Source organism: Telluria sp. Soil_C_11 (assembly GCF_057657395.1).
The window spans coordinates 270,416-285,534 of the sequence record NZ_JBDGIN010000007.1; the positions used below are offsets into that span (position 1 = coordinate 270,416).

The 15,119-nt window shown below is 64.8% G+C and carries 14 protein-coding genes; 6 read left to right on the top strand and 8 right to left on the bottom strand.

Annotated features, from left to right (window positions below):
* Positions 1–21 precede the first annotated feature (21 nt).
* The 3 genes from AC3A6M_RS14440 (at position 22) to AC3A6M_RS14450 (ending at position 3,273) form a co-directional block, all read left to right on the top strand.
* Positions 22–450 (top strand): cation-transporting P-type ATPase, encoded by a 429-nt coding sequence (locus AC3A6M_RS14440; protein ID WP_487853410.1) that lies wholly within the window; start codon positions 22–24, stop codon positions 448–450.
* The gene (locus tag AC3A6M_RS14445; RefSeq protein WP_487853411.1) at positions 372–2,594 is read left to right on the top strand and encodes a cation-translocating P-type ATPase; all 2,223 of its coding nucleotides are present in this window, start codon (positions 372–374) and stop codon (positions 2,592–2,594) included. Before AC3A6M_RS14440 ends, AC3A6M_RS14445 begins: the two co-directional genes overlap by 79 nt.
* 82 nt (positions 2,595–2,676) lie before the next feature.
* The gene (locus tag AC3A6M_RS14450) at positions 2,677–3,273 is read left to right on the top strand and encodes a cytochrome b (RefSeq protein ID WP_487853412.1); all 597 of its coding nucleotides are present in this window, start codon (positions 2,677–2,679) and stop codon (positions 3,271–3,273) included.
* A gap of 39 nt (positions 3,274–3,312) precedes the next feature.
* Here the strand turns inward: AC3A6M_RS14450 and AC3A6M_RS14455 are convergent, their stop codons facing one another.
* The 7 genes from AC3A6M_RS14455 to AC3A6M_RS14485 all read right to left on the bottom strand — a co-directional run bounded on the left by AC3A6M_RS14455 (position 3,313) and on the right by AC3A6M_RS14485 (position 9,789).
* The gene (locus tag AC3A6M_RS14455) at positions 3,313–3,798 is read right to left on the bottom strand and encodes a universal stress protein (RefSeq protein ID WP_487853413.1); all 486 of its coding nucleotides are present in this window, start codon (positions 3,796–3,798) and stop codon (positions 3,313–3,315) included.
* Between the two features lie 13 nt (positions 3,799–3,811).
* Positions 3,812–4,846: a zinc-dependent alcohol dehydrogenase family protein gene (locus AC3A6M_RS14460; protein WP_487853414.1), complete on the bottom strand. Its 1,035-nt coding sequence runs from the start codon at positions 4,844–4,846 to the stop codon at positions 3,812–3,814.
* The gene (locus tag AC3A6M_RS14465) at positions 4,827–5,654 is read right to left on the bottom strand and encodes a helix-turn-helix domain-containing protein (RefSeq protein WP_487853415.1); all 828 of its coding nucleotides are present in this window, start codon (positions 5,652–5,654) and stop codon (positions 4,827–4,829) included. Before AC3A6M_RS14465 ends, AC3A6M_RS14460 begins: the two co-directional genes overlap by 20 nt.
* Before the next feature lie 126 nt (positions 5,655–5,780).
* On the bottom strand, positions 5,781–6,422 hold the full coding sequence (locus AC3A6M_RS14470) for a response regulator (protein ID WP_487853416.1): 642 nt from the start codon (positions 6,420–6,422) through the stop codon (positions 5,781–5,783).
* On the bottom strand, positions 6,412–7,896 hold the full coding sequence (locus AC3A6M_RS14475) for a sensor histidine kinase (protein WP_487853417.1): 1,485 nt from the start codon (positions 7,894–7,896) through the stop codon (positions 6,412–6,414). The genes AC3A6M_RS14470 and AC3A6M_RS14475 overlap by 11 nt, the downstream gene beginning before the upstream one ends.
* Position 7,897: 1 nt before the next feature.
* Positions 7,898–8,308 (bottom strand): response regulator, encoded by a 411-nt coding sequence (locus tag AC3A6M_RS14480; RefSeq protein ID WP_487853418.1) that lies wholly within the window; start codon positions 8,306–8,308, stop codon positions 7,898–7,900.
* Positions 8,305–9,789, bottom strand: coding sequence for a sensor histidine kinase (locus tag AC3A6M_RS14485; RefSeq protein WP_487853419.1), 1,485 nt, complete (start codon positions 9,787–9,789; stop codon positions 8,305–8,307). Before AC3A6M_RS14485 ends, AC3A6M_RS14480 begins: the two co-directional genes overlap by 4 nt.
* A gap of 209 nt (positions 9,790–9,998) precedes the next feature.
* On the opposite strand from AC3A6M_RS14485, the gene AC3A6M_RS14490 reads away from it, so the two are divergent.
* Positions 9,999–10,853, top strand: coding sequence for a universal stress protein (locus AC3A6M_RS14490; protein WP_487853420.1), 855 nt, complete (start codon positions 9,999–10,001; stop codon positions 10,851–10,853).
* Positions 10,854–10,871: 18 nt separating this feature from the next.
* Here the strand turns inward: AC3A6M_RS14490 and AC3A6M_RS14495 are convergent, their stop codons facing one another.
* The gene (locus tag AC3A6M_RS14495; RefSeq protein ID WP_487853421.1) at positions 10,872–13,616 is read right to left on the bottom strand and encodes a bifunctional acetate--CoA ligase family protein/GNAT family N-acetyltransferase; all 2,745 of its coding nucleotides are present in this window, start codon (positions 13,614–13,616) and stop codon (positions 10,872–10,874) included.
* Between the two features lie 119 nt (positions 13,617–13,735).
* Between AC3A6M_RS14495 and AC3A6M_RS14500 the strand changes: the two genes are divergently transcribed.
* Positions 13,736–14,572, top strand: a complete 837-nt coding sequence (locus AC3A6M_RS14500) for a universal stress protein (RefSeq protein WP_487853422.1) — start codon at positions 13,736–13,738, stop codon at positions 14,570–14,572.
* 16 nt (positions 14,573–14,588) lie between these two features.
* Positions 14,589–15,107 (top strand): hypothetical protein, encoded by a 519-nt coding sequence (locus tag AC3A6M_RS14505; RefSeq protein WP_487853423.1) that lies wholly within the window; start codon positions 14,589–14,591, stop codon positions 15,105–15,107.
* The last annotated feature ends 12 nt before the right edge of the window (positions 15,108–15,119 follow it).

Below are 15,119 nucleotides of genomic sequence, written 5' to 3' on the forward strand. Positions count from 1 at the left end.
TGCATACGTAAGCCGGCTAGCATGATGGACATGCTGCCTGGCCACTTGTCCGGCCTCGCCGAACAGGAAGCGGCACAGCGATTGCGCGTGGAAGGTCCCAACGAACTTCCTGCATCGAAGCCGCGCAGCCTGCTGCGCCTTTTGCGCGACGTCGTCCTTGAACCGATGTTCCTGCTGCTGGTAGCCTGTGGCGGCATCTACATGATGCTGGGCGACCGCCAGGAAGCGCTGATGCTGCTGGCCTTCGTGTTCGTCGTGATGGGCATTACCTTCGTCCAGGAGCGCCGCACAGAGCGCTCGCTTGATGCCTTGCGCGACCTGTCGAGTCCGCGAGCCCTGGTCTTGCGCGGCGGATACCCGGTCGCGAACTGGTGCGCGGCGACATCGTTCTCCTGGCCGAAGGCGACCGTGTACCGGCCGATATCCGCTTGCACGAATCGTCGAACCTGATGGTCGACGAATCGATGCTCACCGGGGAGTCGGTGCCGGTGGCCAAGCATGCTGCGCCGACGTCGGCCTCCGCCACGGTGGCGCCGGGCCAGGAAGCGCCAGAGAACGTTTTTTCCGGCACATTGGTGACGCAAGGTACGGCGCGCGGCGAAGTGGTGGCCACCGGCGAACACAGCGCCCTGGGCAGGATCGGCCGATCGCTTGCATCGCTGGGCGGCGAAAGCACGCCCATCCAGGCCGAAACGCGGCGTATCGTCAAATACGTGGCGCTGGCGGGCCTGGCCTTGGCAGCCCTGCTGGCACTCGGCTATGGACTATTGCGCGGCGACTGGCTGCATGCCATGCTGGCAGGACTCACCCTGGCGATGGCGGTCATTCCCGAGGAGCTGCCTGTCGTCCTGACGCTTTTCCTCGGGCTTGGCGCATGGCGCCTGTCGCGGGAAAACGTACTGGCGCGTAACGTACCCGCAGTCGAACTGCTTGGCGCCACGACCGTACTCTGCGTGGACAAGACCGGGACGCTGACCACCAACCACATGATCGTCCGCAAGCTCTGGTGCGAGGACACGGAATACGGGGTCGCGGAAGCGGTGAATGCCCTTTTCCCTGAAACCTTCCACGCCGTGCTGGAGTACGCGGTCCTGGCGAGCCACCGCCGCGCATTCGATCCAATGGAAACGGCCATCACCGAAGCCGGCCAGCAACTGCTGGCCAACACGGAGCACCTGCACCGCGACTGGACGCTGGTCGACGACTACCCCTTGTCGCGCCAGATGCTCGCCATGTCCAGGGTATGGCAATCGCCCGATACGGCCGAACGCATGATCGCGGCCAAGGGCGCTCCGGAAGCGATCGTCGATTTGTGCCATCTGGACGCCGTGCAAAGCAAAAGGATCGCGGAACAGGTCACGCGCATGGCAGCCGCCGGCCTGCGCGTCATCGGGGTGGCAAGGGCGGTCTTCCCCGCACAGGAACTGCCGGAGAACCAGCACGATTTCGATTTCCGCTTCCTCGGCCTGGTCGGACTGGAAGATCCGGTGCGGCCCGATGTGCCGGCCGCCATCGCCGAGTGCCACGCGGCGGGCATCCGCGTCGTGATGATCACCGGCGACCATCCGGCGACCGCGCTGTCCATTGCGCGCGAGGCGGGACTGTCTGCAAACGGGAGTCTCATGACCGGCCTCGAACTGGCGATGCTGGACGACGAAGCGCTGGCGATGCGTCTCGACACGACGGATATCTTCTGCCGCGTACAGCCCGAACACAAGCTTCGGCTGGTGCGGGCATTCAGGGCCAAGGGTGAGGTCGTTGCCATGACGGGCGACGGCGTCAACGATGCGCCGGCCCTGAAAGCCGCCCACATCGGCGTTGCGATGGGCGCACGCGGCACCGACGTTGCCCGGGAGGCTGCCGGCCTGGTGCTGTTGAAAGACGACTTTTCCTCCCTGGTCACAGCGGTGCGCTATGGCCGGCGTATCTTCGCCAACCTGCGCAAGGCGATCGTGTTCGTGATCGCCGTCCATGTGCCGATCGTCGGCCTGTCGATCCTTCCGGTGTTGTTCGGATGGCCGCTGATACTCCTGCCTGCACATATCCTGTTTCTGCAGCTGATCATCGACCCGAGCTGTTCGCTGGTGTTCGAGGCGGAGGTAGAGGAACGGGATGCGATGCGCAGCAAGCCCCGCCGCTCGGACGACCGGCTGTTCGACATGGCCGTGCTGGCCAGGGGCCTATCGCAGGGAACGGGTTTGTTGGCATTACTGTGCGGCGTCTATCTCTGGAGCAGCCATCAGACAGGGGCCGATGATGTCGCCCGCGCGATGACTTTTACGGTATTGGTACTCTCCAACATCGGCCTGATCTACGTGAACCGCTCCTGGGATGGCCCGATATGGCAAGGAAGACGTGCCGGCAATCGTTATTTCAACTGGATGGGCCTGCTGACGGCGGCATTGCTCGCCATCGTGCTCGCCACGTCGGAGATTGCGCGCCTGTTTTCGTTCGCCCTGCCGCCAACCCGGATGCTGCTGGTCGCCGCAGGCAGCGCGATCGTGGCCACACTCTGGTTCGAAGGGGTCAGATCCGTACTTCGCCAGCAGGAAAAATCCACCCGTGTCGGCCATCCTGGAGGCAGAATTGCATGAGGAATGAGGAAGCGCACGGCATCGAACGATTGGAATGGTTGCGTGCCGCGCTTGTCAATGATTAACCACTTCTGGAATAGCGATGAAATCCGATCCTGATTCGACCATCAGCAAGATTACCCGTGTTGCCGCCGGCGATGACCGCACGGTTTACGACCATGTCTCCGTCGTCCTGCACTGGCTGACGGCGCTGCTGGTGCTGAGCCAGTTCGCGCTTGCCGAAACCTGGGAATGGTTTGCGCGCCCGACCCGGCACCTCATGATCGTCGCCCATATGTCGTTCGGGATCATCCTGTCGGCCGTCATCGTGATCCGCATCGTCTGGCGTCTGATACCCGGCCATCAGCTCCCGCCTACCGTATCCGGCTGGACCGAGACGGCATCCAGGGCCGTCCATTGGCTGCTGTACGCAATGCTTGCGGCCGAGGCTGTGCTGGGATTCGTGCTGCGGTGGGCAGGCGACGAATCGATGAGCTTCTTCGGACTGCTGATTCCTCCGCCGTTCGCACCCTTCTCCAGGTCGGCGCACCACCTGGTCGGCGAGCTCCATGAACTGAACGGTTGGGCCATCATCGTCCTCGCAACCGGCCATGCCGCCGCCGCGCTTTACCACCACTACGTGCTGCGCGACCGTGTGCTGTCGCGCATGCTGCCCACGGTGCGAGAGCGCCAGCCTTGACGGCGGGTCAGGCACCGAAGGGCCTGCACACGGGATTCCTCAAGAAGCCGATGCATCACTGAATTCCGGCTGGGACGCTTCCCTGGGATCGCGCAACACCAGCACCGGGACCGGGGACGACGCCAGCACATACTGTGCAACGCTTCCGGCATATCCCCTGTCGAGCACGGATGGGCCATGGGAACCCATGAAGATCAGGTCGCAGCCATACTCCTCCGCAGTGTCGACGATTTCCGGCCCCGGCGACGAAGCCAGTTTGATCAGCGTTTCGCAGGATACCCCGCCGGCCTTGGCGATGCGCGCCACCGTGTCCACGTGCGCACGAGCCGCCTTCAGGGCGCGATCGACGGCGGGTTCCAGCTCCCTGCTGGACTCGAGCCGTGGGGCGAGCGAGAACTGCGGCTGGGCGACAGATACCGCCACGACCCGCCTGGCTCCCGTATGCGCCAGCAGCACCGCCATTTGCGCGGCCCGGACCGCGAGGTCCGAGCCATCGGTCGCCACGCATATCTTCTCGATGATCATGACGACCTCCTGTCTATACCTGAATGATGACTTTCATCGCATGGGTATCGGCGGCCCGCCCGAACGTGTCGTATGCCTGGTCCATGTCTTCGAGCCGGAAGCGATGGGTCACGAGCGAGGCCGGCTCCAGCTTGTGCGCCGTGACCGCTTTCAGGAGCTGGGGCGTGGTCACCGTGTCCACCAGGCGCGTCGTGATCGTGATGTTGTGCGACCACAGCCGCTCGAGGTGAAGGTCGACCTTGACGCCATGGACACCAACGTTCGCGATGGTGCCGCCCGGCGCCACCAGCTCCTCGCAGAGCTCGAAACTTGCCGGCACGCCGACGGCCTCGATGACGACATCGGCGCCCTTCCCGTCGGTCAGGGCCTGTACACGCGCAACGGTGTCGGCGTCCGGCGGGAGAACATCGGTAGCGCCGAAGCGCCGCGCGATCTCGAGGCGATGGCGGTCCGGGTCGATGACGACCAGGGTCGCCGGTGCGAAGAACTGTGCCGTCATCAAGGCAGCCAGGCCGATCGGACCGGAGCCGACAATGGCGACGCTGCAGCCGGGTTGCACCTTGCCGTTCAGAACCCCGCATTCGAACCCGGTTGGCAGGATGTCACTGAGCATCGTCAGCGCCTCTTCATCGACGTTGTCGGGAAGATGATGCAGGCTGAAATCGGCATGCGGAATGCGGACGTACTCTGCCTGGGTGCCGTCGATCCGGTGTCCAAGGATCCAGCCGCCATCAAGGCAATGGGAATACATTCCCTTGCGGCAGTACTCGCAATGGCCGCACGAGGTGATGCATGAGATCAGGACGCGATCGCCCGTGTGGAAGCCGGAGACCGCCCCTCCAACGGAGTCGATCACGCCGACGCCTTCGTGCCCGAGGATGGTGCCGGGCTGGCAGGTCGGCACGTCGCCTTTCAGGATGTGCAGGTCGGTGCCGCAGATGGTTGTGCGCGTCAGTCGCACGATGGCGTCTCCGGCCTGCTGGATGGAGGGCTCTGGCCGCTCTTCCAGGGCCCGTACGCCGGGTCCTTTATATACGAGTGCCCGCATGATATTTGTCCTTGTTGGATTTCGAGGGTGTGGGAGTCACGTGATCAACGCTCTCCTGGGTGCCGGCAGCCAGCTCCTCGAGATGGCGCATGTCGAGGATTTCGAGTTCGCGGCGTTCGAGCCTGATCAGGCCCTGTTCGCGGAAGCGCGCGAGCAAGCGGCTCACGGTCTCCAGCTTCAGGCCCAGGTAACGCGCCATCTCGTCGCGTGACATGCGCAGCTGAAACCGGCGCGGTGAAAACCCGCGCATGGCGTAGCGCGAGGACAGGTCGAGGATCAGGCTGGCCATCCGCTCGTCCGCGCGCAGGATGCCGAGGAAACGAATGGCCGACTGGTCGCGCAGGATCTCCTGGCTCATCGTCCTGTGAAAGTGTTCCATCATGTTTGGAATCTCCACCATCATCTGCCGCAGGCGCTCGTAAGGTATCTCGCAGACTTCGCTGTCTTCCAGCGCAACGGCGGTGCTGGCATGTTCGCCGTTACCGATGGCATCCATGCCCAGGAGGTCGCCCGCCATCTGGAACCCGGTGATGTAGCGCTCGCCCCGATGGTCGCTACGGCAAGTCATGAAATGACCGAAGCGCACGGCGAACAGGTTGCGGAAAGGCTGTCCCACACGGAACAGTGGGTCGCCGCGCGCCAGCCGCCGGCGGCAGCCGATCGCATTTTCCAGTTTGGTCATTTCATGGTCGCTCAATCCCAGCGGCAAACAGAGCGTGCGGTAGGCGCACTGCCCGCATTTTCCGCCGAGGGCATCGCTACCCACCTGTTCGCCTGCCGGCATCATCCGCAATGTCTGCTCAGTCATCCCTTGTTCCTCGCTTTTTATTACCAACAATGCAAGCAGTATCGGATCGAATCGGGTATGTGGGCAGCATGTATTCCGTCAGTGCGCGGTCAGGGCAGCTTGACAGGACATGTAGGGATTCCCCTACTAGATCAGACCGTGCTCAAGCGCGTATCGCGTCAGCTCGGCGTTGCTTGACATTCCCATCTTGTCGAGGATACGCGAGCGATAGGTGGTGACGGTATTCGGGCTCAGATGCAGGCGTTCGCCGATCTGCACGAGGGGCTCGCCCCTGGCGATCAGCTTGAATACCTCGAGTTCCCGGTTCGACAGCGCATCGTGCCCGGCCGCGGCGGCATCGCCGCTCACCAGCGAAGCCAGCTTGTCCACCAGCGAGGGGCTGACATACTTGCGCCCGGCCGCCGCGCGCCGGACCGCTTCGATCAGCACGGCCGTCGGCGCGTCCTTGGTGAGGTAGCCAGCCGCGCCCTGCTTCAGCGCACGCACGGCGTAAATCTCTTCCGCGTAGGTGCTCAGGATAAGGACAGCCATGTCAGGGTGCTGGCTGCGGAAATGGCGCAGAAGATCCAGTCCGTTCATGCCGGGCATCGTGATGTCGACCAGTGCCACGTCGAACACCTGGCGCCGCACCAGCTCCAGCGCCTGGTGGGCATCCGCGGCTTCACCGGTCACGTCGATATCGGCGCCCGTGCCGAGCATCAGGCGTACGCCATTGCGCGCGATCGCGTGATCGTCGACCAACAGCACACGGATGGTTTCAAACGACACGATCGGCCTCCACTGGCATCTGGAACATGACGACCGTGCCGCCGCCCGTGCGCGGCAGGACGCTCAGATCCCCACCCAGGCTGCGCGATCGTTCCTGCATGCCACGGATTCCCCAAGACACATCCGAAGACGCCCCGACCGTTTCCGCGATGCCGCAGCCGTCGTCCTCGATCGACACAGTCAACTTTCCATTCGTGTAGTGGACCTGCAACCTGATCTTGTCCGCCGCAGCGTGGCGCTGGATATTCGTCATCGCCTCCTGCACGATGCGGAACAGCATGATGCTGCGATCTGGATCGATGGCCAGCGAGGTGACGGAAGGCGGAATCTCGCAATGGCATTCGAGCCCGGAACGCTGGGCAACCTGGGCCGCGTACCAATCGAGCGCTGCCCAGATGCCCAACTGATCCAGCACGCTGGGACGCAGATCCGTGATCACACGCCGGACGGTATCGATGGCTTCCTGCGCCAACGCGGCCGTCTCCCCCAACAGCGGATCGGCCGGCCTTCGCGCCTGCATACAGCGGGCATCGATGACCGAAATGTACGCCTTGATGCCGGTAAGCAGACCGCCCAGCTCATCGTGAATTTCGCGCGCGATGCGCTGTCGCTCAGCTTCCCGGATCCTCTCCTGGTGCGCCGCCAGGCGCCTCAATTCGTCCCGCGTCTCGATGAGCTTTTGCTCGGCCAGCTTGCTGGCCGTGATGTCGATCAGCGTGCCTTGCATGAACAGTGCTTGCCCGGTCTCGTCATGCACGATGTCGGCCTGGTCGCGGAACCACAACACGTCGCCGGACCGGGCATGCAGACGGTATTCCAGGCGTAGCGGCAGTCCGCCGGTACGGCAGCGGAGCACCTCGGCGAGCACCCTCTTCCTGTCTTCCTTCTGTATGCTGGCCGTGTACAGCCCAGGGTTGCGCAGCCACTCCTCGGGCGTCGCCCCGAGTATTCCGATTTGCGGACTGATGTAGTGAAAGCGGTCGGGGCGTCCGATTGCCACGATATAGCTGATTGCCTGCGTTTGCTCGACCAGGGTCCGGAACCGGGCTTCCGCCTGGCGCTTTTCCTTCACCAGCCGCCGCTCGCGCTGGAGACGCTCGATAGCGGATGGCAGCAGTTCCAGATACCGTCCTTCGGCATCCTTGACCACATAATCGCGGGCGCCGTGTCGCATCGCTTCGGTGGCGACGGCCGCGCTGTCGGCGCCGGTCAGCATCAGGACCGGCGTGGTGCGGACGGCGTCGTCCGGATCGGCGTTCAGGCGGGCAAGAAACTCGATCCCGCTCAGGTCGGGCAAGCGATAGTCGAGCAGAATGCAATCCGGACGCAGGCTGCCGGCCAGCGCCAGCCCACGTTCCCCAGCGTCTGCTTCCTCCAGCCGGAATCGCATGCCGGAAGTCGAGGCCAGTCGCCGCCGGCACGCCATACGGTCGACGGAATCGTCCTCGACCAGCAGCACAAGTATCGTGTTCATTTCAGGGCAGCCCGCTCATGGTCCAGTACTGGTCGATGGAACGAATGACCTCGACAAAGCGCCGGTATTCGACCGACTTCGGCATATAGCCTGCGATCCCCAGCTCGAAGCTCCTGAACTTGTCCTCCTGCTCCTCGGAAGTGGTCAGCACGACGGTGGGAATACGGCGCAGGCATTCGTCGCGCTCGATGTGTTCAAGGAATTCGATGCCGTTCATGACCGGCATGTTCAAATCCAGCAGTACCAGGCAAGGCGGCTCGTCCGTATTGCGCAGCCACGCCAATCCTTCCTCGCCGTTCTCGCACACCACGAGCGGGTTGGTGACCTGGACTTCCGTTAGCGCCCGCCGGGTGGTGAGAACGTCGACCCGATCATCCTCGACAAGCAGAATCGGCTTCGCGGAAGAGTTCATGGCTCCCCCAGTTGGGTTTGGCGGTGCGTCTTCGGCATGGTGAAATAAAACGTGCTGCCCTCTCCGGGAACCGAGTCGAGCCACACCCTGCCTCCCTGCAGCTCGACGATCCTCTTGACCAAGGCCAGGCCGACGCCGGTGCTCTCGATGCGGTCGCGCGGGGCCAGCGTCTGGAACAACTGGAAAATGCGCTCGAAGTGGCGCCGCTCGATGCCGATGCCGTTATCTGCGACCGAAAAGCGCCAGTAATCACCCTCGTCGCTGCAGCTCACGGCGACCTGCCCCTCGGGCTTGTCCATGTACTTGATGGCGTTCGAGATCAGGTTATGGAAGACCTGCCGGATACGCGTGGGTTCCGTCCAGATCACCGGGAGCCCGGGCGCGACGGCCACCACGATCGACGGCGGCGGCGACAGCAGGTCCACGGTTTCCGCCAGCGCTGCATTCAGGTCGACGACCCGCAGCGCGCCTCCTTCGCGCCCCACGCGCGAATACTGGAGGATGCCATCGATCAGGCTTCCCATCCGATGCACACGACCGATGAGCAGGCGCATGTGCTCCCGGCCTTCATCGTCGAAACGGTCCGCATAGTCCGTCACCAGCCAGTCTGCGAGCGCGCCGATTGCGCGCAATGGCGCTTTCAGGTCGTGCGAGACGACGTGTGCAAAATTGCCCAGTTCTTCGTTGGCGCCTCGCAGTTCCTTCAGTAGGTTATCGGTATGTCTTTCGCTCTCCTTGCGTGCGGTAATGTCACGGACCAGTCCCGTGAACATCCGTGTTTCGCCGATCCGCATTTCCGTGACCGCCAGCTCCATGGGGAACAGCATGCCGTCCTTGCGCAACCCATGCACTTCGCGGCCGATGCCGATGATCCGCCGTTCGCCGGTACGGAGATAATGGCGCAGGTAGCCGTCGTGGCGTTCACGGTCCGGGAACGGCATCAGGACGGACACGTTACGCCCGGCCAGTTCCCGCTCCGTGTAGCCGAACATGCGCTCCGCGGCCGGGTTGACGCGCTCGATCAGGCCGCGCTCGTCGATGGTGATGATGCTGTCCGCCGCGGTCTCGAACACGGCGCGCATGCGCGCTTCGCTGTCGCGCAGCGCCTGCTCGGCGCCGGCCCTGGCACGCATGTCGTGGACCGTGGCCAGCGTCAGCGAAGTCTCCCCGGCGTCAAGTCGCGACAGGCTGATCTCGACGGGGAACTGCCCGCCAGCCTGGTCGACGGCCATGAAGCGCCCGCTGCCCATGGCGCGTGTGCGGCCGGCGTGACGCCGCAAGTCTGCGTGCGAAGTGCGCAGGTCTGCCGGCACCAGGACTTCGACCGGTTCGCCGATCAATTCCTCGAGGGGCCAGCCGAACAGTGCGGAGAGCGGAGTATTGGCGCAGACAATGACGCCGGCGGCGTCGCACACCAGCATCGGGTCACGAGCCGCGGACAAAAGCCAGTCGAGGCTGGCGGAGGCGTGATCGGGATCCATGATCTGAGCGTAAATACATGAACTCGGCCATCTTAAAGACTATTTTGCTCAGCATCAAAGCCAATGAGCGAATTTTCAGGACTTTTTGCGAAAGTTTAGCTCTTTTTGATCTGCATCAAGTGAAGATTAGACGCCGGCAAACCAGGGGCATACAGTAGCGTCGAAGGTCTCGCTCCGCCATCGATCAATGCTCCTGCAAGGAACCTGGAATGTACAAGACCATTGTAGTTCACGTCGACGGCAGTCCTCAGCAGCACAGCCGTCTGCGCGCCGCGGCACAACTGGCTGCCGCCCACGAGGCCCACCTGATCGGCAGCGGGATGACCGGAATGTCATGGCTCGACTTTGCCCTGCTGACCGGGTCGATGGGTGCGCCGATGATGCCGAACAGCGATTATCAGGGCCTGAGGGATGCGGTCAGCGTCCGCCTGGACGAGTTCACGCAACAGGCTCGCCACCTGGGCGTAGCCTCTCTCGAAGCGCGCCTGGTGGAGGACGAGCCGGGCTTTGCCCTGCTGATGCAGTCGCGTTACGCCGACTTGACGATCTTGAGCCAGGACGTTGCGCCCATATCCAGTCCCGAGCTCCCGTTCGTCCCGCGCGTGCGCCGCCTTCCGGAACATGTCACGCTTCATGGTGCCCGTCCTGTACTGGTCATACCGGAATCGTACGACGGCGGACCGATTCCTGGCACAGCCGTCGTCGGCTGGGACGGCAGCATGCAGGCGATCCGTGCCATCGAAGGAGCCTTGCCCCTGCTGCAGCAGGCCGGCAGCGTGAAGCTAGCCCTGATCAACCCCGACCAGCTGACCGAACTGCACGGCGAAGAGCCTGGCGCCGACATGGCTCTCTACCTCGCCCGCCAGGGGGTGCAGGTCGATGTCATCGTCGAACGCACCCGTTCCACGGCGGGAGATGCCCTGATGTCGCTGGCGCGTACCAGCGGCGCCGGCCTGCTCGTCACGGGCGCCTATGGGCACAGCCGTTACCGTGAATGGGTGCTGGGGGGCGTGACACGCGAACTGCTGGAACGTTCGCCGCTACCGCTGCTGCTGGCGCACTGAGCGATGACCGGCGAACCGTTACCGGTTCTCCCCGGCTCCGGGCGCCAGCCGAAGGCTCATCAGCATGGTGCCGTCGTCGGCGGATTGCATGTCGAAGCCGCAATGGAGGGCCAGCGCATGCATCCGTAGGTTGTCGGCCAGCGCCGCGCCGCGCACCAGACCGAGGCCCCGCGCGCGGCAATAATCGAGCAGGCAGCCCATCAGCAGGCTGCCCAGGCCGCGGCCCTTCAGGTCGGAGCGTACGACGATGGCGAACTCGCCTTCCGTCTCGTCGGGATCGATCGCAACCCGCACCACGCCCAGGGTCTCGTCGCGCCCGTCCTTTGACCGGGTGGCGATGAACGCCATCTCCCGCGCATAGTCGATCTGGGTGAAGCGCGCCAGCTGGGCCGCGGGCAGGTCGCGCATCAGCCCGAACATCCGGAAATGCACGTCTTCCGGGCTCAGCGCGTGGAAGAATTCCTGGTGTGCCTGCGCATCCTCGGGCCGGATCGGACGCACCGTCAGGCGGCCCACGCCGCTGTCGACGCGCCGCTCCAGCCGGTCCGGATACGGCAGGATGGCCAGGCGGGCGAGCGGATCCCGGCCGGGAGGCACTGGCACCAGCCGCATGCGTGCGTCCAGTGCCACCACGCCGTCGGCTCCGGCGAGCAGCGGGTTGATGTCGAGCTCGGCCAGCTCGGGCAGGTCGGCTGCCAGCTGGCCCACCCTCACCAATACGTCGTAGAGCGCTTCCATCTTCACGGCCGGATAATCGCGGAACCCTGCCAGCATCCGCGCCACGCGCGTGCGGCCGACCAGGTCGGCGGCCAGCACGCGATTCAGCGGCGGCAGCGCGACCGCCTGGTCACTGTTCACCTCGACCGTGACGCCGCCATGGCCGAACAGGATCACCGGGCCGAACAAGGGGTCGGTAGTGACCCCGACGATCAGCTCGTGGGCATGCGGCAGACGCGCCATCGCCTGTACCGTGAAGCCGGCAATGCAGGCCTGTGGCAGCAGCTTGCGCACCCTCGCGAGCATTGCCTCGGCGGCGTGTGCCAGCGCCGTTTCGTCGGCCAGGTCCAGCGCGACGCCGCCGATGTCGCTCTTGTGCGCAATGTCCGGCGAAAGTATCTTCAAGGCGACGGGGTAGCCGATCCGGGCCGCTGCCTTCACAGCCTCCGTTGCATCGCGCACGGTGACGGTGGGCACCACCGGGATGCCATAGGCGGCAAGGATCGCCTTCGCGTCCGCCTCCCCGACTTTACTTGTCCCGTGGTCGAGCAGCATGTCGACACGTGCGCGCGCGACTTCCCGTTCCGGTGGCGCCATCGATCCCGCCGCCGGAACCTGCATCAGTACCTGCTGGTTGCGCTGGTAGCCGACCAGTTGCAGGAAACCGCGTACGGCTTCCTCGGGGGTGTCGAACACCGGCAGCCCCGCATCGGCGCACAGTGCGCGCGCCTGTTCCACGCTGGCGCCGCCGAGCCAGCAGCACAGCACTGGCCGCGTGGCGGTCCGCAGCAGCGGCAGCAGCGCCCGCGCGATCTCGGCGCTCGGGACGATGGCCGTCGGCGCATGGATCACGAGCACGGCATCCGCATCCGGCTCGTCCAGCAAGGCTTGCAGGGCAAGGCGGTAGCGTCCCACCGGCGCGTCGCCGATGATGTCGACCGGGTTGCCATGAGACCAGGTGGACGGCAGTCCGGCGGACAGGCGCTCCACGGTGACGCCCGCCAGGCGCGCGAGCTGGCCGCCGCCCGCGACCAGCGCATCGGTCGCCATCACTCCCGGTCCGCCGCCGTTGGTCAGGATGGCCAGCCTCGGACCGGCAGGCCGGCGCGGCTGGGCCAGGATCGCCACGGCATCGAACAGCTCCTCGGTGGTATGGACCCGCAACATTCCGGCGCGACGGATCGCGGCGTCATAGACCAGGTCGGAGCCCGCCAGGGCGCCGGTATGGCTGAACGCGGCATGTGCCGCTTCAGCCACCCTTCCCGCCTTGACGATGACGGTCGGCTTGGCGCGTGCGGCACTGCGCGCTGCAGACATGAACTTGCGCGCCTGGCGCACGCTTTCGGCGTACAGCAGGATCGCGTCAGTGCCCGGATCGCTTGCCAGGTAGTCCAACAGGTCGCCGAAGTCGACGTCAGTGCCGTCGCCCAGCGACACGAAGCATGAGAACCCGATCTGGCGGGCGCGCGCCCAGTCCAGCACCGCAGTGACGAGTGCGCCGGACTGTGCAACGAAAGCGATTCGTCCCGGCAGCGCCGCCACCGGTGCGAAACTGGCGTTCAGCGCGCTGCCAGGCGCCAGCAGCCCGACGCAGTTCGGGCCGAGGATGCGCAGCAGGTAGGGCCGCGCGGCGTCCAGCATTGCCTGGCGCAGGCTGCGTCCATCGTCGCCGGTGGCGTCGAGCCCGGCGCTGAGGACGACGACCGCGCGGCAGCCGAGCTTGCCGAGCCGGGCGACAATGCCTGGAACCGTGTCGGCCGGGGTGCACACCAGCGCCAGCTCCGGCGCTCCCGGCAGGTCGCCGACATCGCGGTACACCGGCAACTCCTCGAGCTGGCGATACTTCGGATTTACCGGCCAGATCTTGCCGCGAAAGCCTGCACTGACGAGGTTGGCAAGAACCGTCGCGCCGACGCTGGCCGGCCGACTGGAAGCGCCGACGACGGCTACTGTGCCCGGACGAAAGAAGTGCTGCAGGTTCCGTACACTCATCGTTATACCCTCATGACGTTGGCGTTTCGCAAAGCCTAGCGAAGCCGCCTGCATAAATTTTGATGGAGGTCAAAATAGACGTAACTAAGTGTGCTAATTGCGGCGTCCTTGTAGACATGAGAGGCAGTGCGCACTAGGCTCATCGGGTGAAGGATTCCATGCCGGAGCACCAAATGGCTTACAAGACGATCCTCGTGCATGCCGACCTGAGCGACGCTGCGATCACCCGGATCCGCTGCGCTGCCCGCCTGGCACGGCAGTGCGGAGCCCATCTGGTCGGCGCGGCGCCGACCGGGATCTCGCGCTTCGTACCGCCCGAGGCGTTCACCGCCGGGCGCAATCCGCTGGCCAGCCGCTGCCAGAGTCTGCGCACAAAAGCCCAGCAGGCGCTCGAGCGCTTTTCCAACCTCGCACAAGCGGAAGGCGTGCTTTCGTACGAGCCGCGCCTGATCGATGACGATGCCGACGGAGGCATGCCTGTCCAGAGCCGCTATTGCGATCTCGCTATCGTCGGGCAGCCCGACCGCACTGTCATCGATCCCCTGCGACCGGCAGACCTGCCCGCGCGCCTGTTGCTGGCCGGCGGCCATCCGCTATTGATACTGCCGAACACCGGAATGCCCCCTACGCTCGACGGCGAAGCCCTGGTCGCGTGGAACGGCAGCGCGGAAGCATGCCGCGCCGTGGCCCGCGCGCTGCCCCTGCTCAGACTGGCACGCGGCGTCAGGATACTGGGAGTCGGCGACGAATTGCCCGCAACCGGACTGGAGCAGGAGCCGTGCGCCGCGTTGGCGGTGTGGCTGGACCGGCATGGTATCGCCGCCTCTCCACACCGTATAAGACGCCAGGAAGATGCCGGAAAGGTTCTGCTCGCCGAAGCCGCCAAAAGCGGCGTCACCCTGCTTGTGATGGGCGCTTACGGGCGTTCCCCGCTTCGCGAGGGGATGACGGATGGCATCACCGCGACGGTACTGCGCTGGGCACACTTGCCGGTGCTGTTTGCTCATTAGCCGGCCGCATGAGTATTTGATCGAAGTCGAACTTTTTACCACTCCTTCACCGACGTTGCGCCGCAGCGTCACTCACCATGAGGCCACCATGCCCTTATTTACGAGAAAAGCCGTGTGGTGCGCCGATCGCGCCGTCCTCCGTCACGTGCACCAGGCACTTCGTCACCGAATCAGGGAGCTCCAGGCCGGAACCGACGACGATTTCGCCAGAGGGTTCAGCCACATGGTCGCCACCGTCGAGGCAGGCCTGCGCCACGAGGAAACGCTTCTGGAAGCGTTGGGCGACCGGCACCTGCGCGAGCGAACGGCGGAGAACGCGATGATTCTTTGCGCGCTACACCGCGTTGCGCCGACGGTCGAGACTGGACAGGTGGAACCGGGCAGGCAACTCGCCGCCGCGCTCGAGCAAATGCTCGCGCTGCATCGCCTTTCCGGTGTACTGGCGACTTCAAGGCGAGCCGCACCTTTCCGCCTGCATGGACGCGCAGGGATGCGGGCCCATGCAATCCAGAAACGGACGCGTCAATTCCAGTAGGGCCTGGACTGC